The sequence below is a fragment of the Occallatibacter sp. genome (assembly GCF_049802275.1).
Lineage (GTDB): Bacteria > Acidobacteriota > Terriglobia > Terriglobales > Acidobacteriaceae > Telmatobacter.
The window spans coordinates 1-4,780 of sequence record NZ_JBARMD010000719.1; the positions used below are offsets into that span (position 1 = coordinate 1).

The window sequence follows — 4,780 nt, forward strand, 5'->3', positions numbered from 1 at the left end:
CCGAAACACTGACGAGTTCCGGCGGGCAGCCAAGTTCTACAAGGCGCTCCGCATCCGTGCTTGTTTGCGCCAGCACCCGGCTGAGTTGACCCAGTATTGGACGCCACAGGCGCACGAGCATCTGATACCGCGGCCAGGAGCGATCGGAGATACGAGCGTTGACCACGGCAACGGGAATATCGCGCCGGAAGCAGCCGCTCAGCATGTTGGGCCAGAATTCAGTCTCGGCGAGAATCAGCATCCGGGGTTGCAGTGCCTTGAGGTAGGCATGCACAGCCCAGGGCAGGTCGAGCGGACAATAGAAGACGCGGTCGGCGCCGAACCGGGTGCGCGCCAGTTCCTGGCCGGTGCGGGTTGTGGTGGAGATGAGGAGGCGGTATCCGGGAAAAGCGACGGCAATCTCCTGCACAAGGCGGCTGACCGCCAGCACCTCTCCCACGGAAACGGCATGAATCCAGATGACTGGATTGCCTTTTGCGCTTGCTGTCCGCAGCCGATCCGGCACGCGTCCGAGCCGGTCTGCAAGTCCCTCGCGATATTTCTGCGTGGTTGCCATGCGCCACAGCCACCACGGAGCCCCAGCCACCAAGGCCGTCAACAGCGCGAGGTTATAGAAAAAGAGAATCATACGTGACGGAATTCTCGTTGTAGCGGTCTAACCCTCAAATGATACAGTCGAGCACGATGAAGGTTGTTTGTGCGCTGGCGCTTCTGGTCATTGGGACGGCGGTCGCGGCCGGGGCCAGCAATCACTTAGCGCCGCCCGTGCAGCCCGCCACCACTTATCCCGCTGTCGAAGTCCACGACAAAGAGCATGTGGCCATCGCTGTCGAGCCTTACGACACGAAGGAAAAGGAATCCATTTTCCGCGTCGACTATCTTGGCCATGGCGTGATGCCAGTGCGACTGATTGTCACCAACAACGGCGACAAGCCAATCTCGCTGCGCGACGCGCGTATCCTCTTCTACACGGCAGGCGGAGATCGGATCAATGCCGCCGACCCTGAAGACGTGGAGCGGCTGATGACACGCACGGAGCGCGAAGGCAAAAAGATTCCCTTGCCCGGGCCACTGCCGTCGATCAAAACGAAACCCAAGGCCAGCAACAAAGACATCGAGGAGGATTTCGACCAGTTCGAATACCAGGCGCTGGTAGTGGAGGCGCATACCACGCGCGCGGGCTTCCTGTTCTACGATGTTTCGCAGCTCGATCATCCACTCGTGGGCGCCAAGATGAACCTGCACAAGCTGCGCGACGCCGATGGCAACGAGCTTTTTTACTTCGAGATTCCCTTCGACACGTATTTGAAATCGAAGTCGAAGGACATGAAGTAGAGCCCTTCTGCAGTTAATCTTGAGTTATGGCAGAAATTCATCGATGCAAATGGGCAGAGAGCGATCCGCTGCTGCGTGCTTACCACGATGAGGAGTGGGGGGTGCCGGAGTTCGACAGCCGTGCGCTTTGGGAACTGCTGATGCTCGAGGGGTTTCAGGCGGGGCTTGCGTGGATCATCGTGCTTCGCAAGCGGGATGCCTTCCGACAAGCGTTCCGGCAATTCGATCCAGTGAAGGTCGTGAAATTCAAGGAAGCCGACGTCGAGCGATTAATGCAGAATCCCGGCATCATCCGCGCCCGCGCAAAGATCGAGGCCACGATTCAGGGTGCGCGGGTCTTCCTTGAAATGAAAAACGCCGGGATCGATTTTTCTAATTGGGCGTGGGATCTCGCAGGCGGAAAGCCTATCCAGAACACGGGGCCCGTACCTGCGGAGTCTCCGCTCTCACTCACAATGTCGAAGGAACTGAGGCGGCGCGGATTCAAGTTCGTTGGGCCGGTGATCGTTTATGCGTGGATGCAGGCGGCTGGGATGGTCAACGATCATTCGGCTGAATGCTTTCGGCGCAAAGCCTGCGCGAAATACACATTGAAGAAGTGAATCGATACGAGTTTCAACGATCAGTTATTTCAACAGAACATCTGTGTTTGGTCGAAATCGCACAGGGGTTAAAACCCCTTGCTTTTGCGTGCTTTTTTGGCACGACTGAAGTCGTGCCCTGATACAAGCTGGTCTGAAAAACAGCTATCAAATAGATTGCTACCTCAGCGCGCTATCGAACTAGAGACTCATCACTGGTGGCCGATTACTCGAAGTAAGTTGCCGTCGTGGTGTCGGTCTCCCAGATGGTGCAGTCTTTTACGCGCACGCGGCCATTGGTCATCTCGGCGAGTTGCTCGTTGGTCTGCTCGTAGAAATACTTCGCAATGTTCTCAGCGGACGGGTTGAGCACGGTGAACGGCTCAAGCTCGTTAAGCATCTGGTGATCGATGCGGTCGACGACGGGGCGCATCACCTGCTTCAGCAACTTGAAGTCGAGCAGCAAGCCAGCCTGGTCCAGTTCCTTGCCATGGAGCGTCACGCGCACCTTGTAGTTGTGCCCGTGCGGGTTTTCGCACTTGCCACGGTAGTTGCGAAGATAGTGTCCGGAGGAAAAGCCGGCCTCCACGGTAACTTCAAACATCAGCGATCCGATCCTGTTGCGGAGAAAGCATCCCCGCCTGATTTGATTCTAGTTCCTACCCGGCTGCGCTTGCAGTCGAGTCGCGTAAATCAGCTGGGATCAACGATTAATCGGGTGGCCGGGTATCCTTTCGCTTTTGCCGCGCTGCCTGGCGCTGTTCTTCGCTGCGGCGGTCCACCTGTTCGAACAGATTGCTCATCACGCCAATGAAAGCACAGGCGAGGCCGGCTAGCAGCATGAGCAGGGCGACAGTTCGCCAGAGCGAGCCATTGGCTGGAAGCCCGGGCTGAAAGCTGGACGGAATCATCGTCATAGCCGCCGAGAGCAGGGCGAAGAAGCCGAGTGCGGCGGCAAGGATGTAGAAGTTGCGGGACATGGACGTTTAAGAGGCCTGCTGCGATTCTACGGCGAGGCGGTCAGGAGGAGAGATCGGCTATGTTCATCAGCTCAACACCCGTGGCTTTAAATTCCTGCTCGATCTCTACGACGGAGCCGTTGAGGTTGATGGCGCGGCAGGCATCGCGGAGAACGATTGCAGGCAGACTCAGGCGGCGGGCGTCGAGGGCGGAGTAGCCGACGCAGTAGTCGTAGGCGAGGCCGGTGAGAAAGACACGGTTAAGGCCGCGTTCGCGCATGTAGCCGGCGAGGCCGGTCGCGGTGGTGCGGTCGTTCTCAAAGAATGCTGAATAGGAATCGATGGTGCGGCGGAAGCCTTTGCGGAGGATGAGTTCGGCGCGGGTGAGGTGAAGCGCGGGGTGAAAGTCGGCTCCGGGCGTGCCCTGGACGCAGTGATCGGGCCAGAGGGTTTGCAGACCGTAGGCGAGTTTGATTTGCTCGAAGGGCTTTTTGCCGGGGTGGTCCGAGGCGAAGGAGTTGTGGTCGAGGGTGTGCCAGTCCTGGGTGAGGATGATGTGCTGGAAATGCTGCGCGACACGGTGGATGGGGTTGATGACGGCATCGCCGTCTGCAACGGCTAGCGCGCCGCCGGGGCAGAAGTCGTTTTGCACGTCGATGACCAGGAGGACGTCGGTTGGAGTGATCTTCATTTGTTCTCCATACAGAATATCTCCGTTATCGGATCACATGAAGAGTTAGAAACAACCGCAGTCATTTATGGCGCGTTGCGCCACCCGAAGAACATGAAAAGTAGTACGGGGGAGTGTCCGGGCCTAAAAGGCCCTGTAACTCTTTGCGCATGATTTCAGCAGCCTGAAGGCTGCAGCTCCCTCCGTATTCCTAATCCCCAAGCACCGCTGCGCTGGAATTTTCAGGGCAGATCCTTCGGCTTCGCCTCAGGATGACATTTCCAATAACAAAACCTCAATTGCTGAAGAATGCCTCTACGTCGGTGATGGTCGCCGTCATTCGGTATGGAGGCAGACTCTGCAAAAACGCCTGGCCGTAGCGCTGCTTGGTTATGCGCGGGTCGAGCAGGACCAGCACGCCGCGGTCTTCCAGCGAGCGGATCAGGCGGCCGAAGCCCTGCTTCAGGGTGAGCACTGCGGAGGGGACCTGGTAGTCGAAGAAGGGTTTGCCGCCGGCTTCTTCTATCGCCTTCATGCGGGCCTGCACTACAGGATCGTTGGGCACTGCGAAGGGCAGGCGGTCGATGATGACGCAGCTCAGCGCTTCGCCTTGCACGTCCACTCCCTGCCAGAAGCTTGAGGTGCCGAAGAGGACGGCGTTGGGCGTGGTGCGGAATTGCTCGAGCAGCGCTTTGCGCGGCGCTGTGCCGTGCAGAAGGATTGGATAGTCGAGCACGGGCATGAGGCGTTCGTGGAGATCGCGCATCTGCGCGTAGCTGGTGAAGAGGCAGAAGGCGCGGCCTTTTGAAAGCTCGAGCACGCGGCGGATGCAGTTGGCAGCAGCCTCGGGAAAATCGGGATCGCGCGGGTCGGGCATGCTGTGAGGCAGATAGAGGAGCGCCTGTTCTCCGTAACGGAAATGCGAGGGCACCACGAGTTCGCGGGCGTCGGTCATGCCGAGACGCTTGCGGATGTGTTCGAAGCCTCCCTGCACGGTGAGCGTTGCCGACGTGAGAATCGCGGTGGGGATGGTTTCGAAGACCAGCTCGTGCAGCAGTTCGGAGACATCGATCGGCGTGGCCTGTAGGAAGGTGTGGCGCGATTGCGACTTGAATCCGCCACGGCCTGGTGACGAGGCGCGATCATTATTTGCGCCACCTTGAATGCGGCGTTCGAGCCAGTAGACCATGTTGCTCGAATTTGATTCCAGCAGAAATTCGAGTTCAGATCTAAGG

Annotated in this window: 7 protein-coding genes; 2 read left to right on the top strand and 5 right to left on the bottom strand. The window is 58.4% G+C overall.

Annotated features, from left to right (window positions below; all coding sequences use genetic code 11):
- Nucleotides 1-628: 3-deoxy-D-manno-octulosonic acid transferase (locus WA354_RS24165; RefSeq protein ID WP_472815585.1), on the bottom strand; the 628-nt coding region annotated here is incomplete at its 3' end.
- Nucleotides 629-684: 56 nt separating this feature from the next.
- Here WA354_RS24165 and WA354_RS24170 point away from each other — a divergent pair.
- Both WA354_RS24170 and WA354_RS24175 read left to right on the top strand, forming a co-directional pair.
- On the top strand, nt 685-1,335 hold the full coding sequence (locus WA354_RS24170) for a hypothetical protein (protein ID WP_472815586.1): 651 nt from the start codon (nt 685-687) through the stop codon (nt 1,333-1,335).
- Nucleotides 1,336-1,361: 26 nt separating this feature from the next.
- Nucleotides 1,362-1,937 carry a DNA-3-methyladenine glycosylase I gene (locus WA354_RS24175; protein ID WP_472815587.1) on the top strand — a complete coding sequence of 192 codons (576 nt, stop codon included), beginning with the start codon at nt 1,362-1,364 and terminating at the stop codon, nt 1,935-1,937.
- 205 nt (nt 1,938-2,142) lie between these two features.
- On the opposite strand, the gene queD is transcribed toward WA354_RS24175, so the two are convergent.
- The 4 genes from queD to WA354_RS24195 all read right to left on the bottom strand — a co-directional run.
- Nucleotides 2,143-2,520 carry a 6-carboxytetrahydropterin synthase QueD gene (queD, locus tag WA354_RS24180; RefSeq protein WP_472815588.1) on the bottom strand — a complete coding sequence of 126 codons (378 nt, stop codon included), beginning with the start codon at nt 2,518-2,520 and terminating at the stop codon, nt 2,143-2,145.
- 106 nt (nt 2,521-2,626) lie between these two features.
- Nucleotides 2,627-2,896, bottom strand: a complete 270-nt coding sequence (locus tag WA354_RS24185) for a hypothetical protein (protein WP_472815589.1) — start codon at nt 2,894-2,896, stop codon at nt 2,627-2,629.
- 40 nt (nt 2,897-2,936) lie between these two features.
- Complete coding sequence (pncA, locus tag WA354_RS24190; protein ID WP_472815590.1) at nt 2,937-3,566, bottom strand: bifunctional nicotinamidase/pyrazinamidase; 630 nt, start codon at nt 3,564-3,566, stop codon at nt 2,937-2,939.
- Between the two features lie 274 nt (nt 3,567-3,840).
- Nucleotides 3,841-4,780 (bottom strand): ATP-dependent DNA helicase (locus tag WA354_RS24195; protein ID WP_472815591.1); only part of this gene is annotated, 940 nt, incomplete at its 5' end.

Bases quoted from the DNA above. Each gene is read 5' to 3' on its own strand.
- WA354_RS24185 (WP_472815589.1), bottom strand. From the start codon at position 2,896: ATGTCCCGCAACTTCTACATCCTTGCCGCCGCACTCGGCTTCTTCGCC.
- queD (WP_472815588.1), bottom strand. From the start codon at position 2,520: ATGTTTGAAGTTACCGTGGAGGCCGGCTTTTCCTCCGGACACTATCTT.
- pncA (WP_472815590.1), bottom strand. From the start codon at position 3,566: ATGAAGATCACTCCAACCGACGTCCTCCTGGTCATCGACGTGCAAAAC.
- WA354_RS24170 (WP_472815586.1), top strand. From the start codon at position 685: ATGAAGGTTGTTTGTGCGCTGGCGCTTCTGGTCATTGGGACGGCGGTC.
- WA354_RS24175 (WP_472815587.1), top strand. From the start codon at position 1,362: ATGGCAGAAATTCATCGATGCAAATGGGCAGAGAGCGATCCGCTGCTG.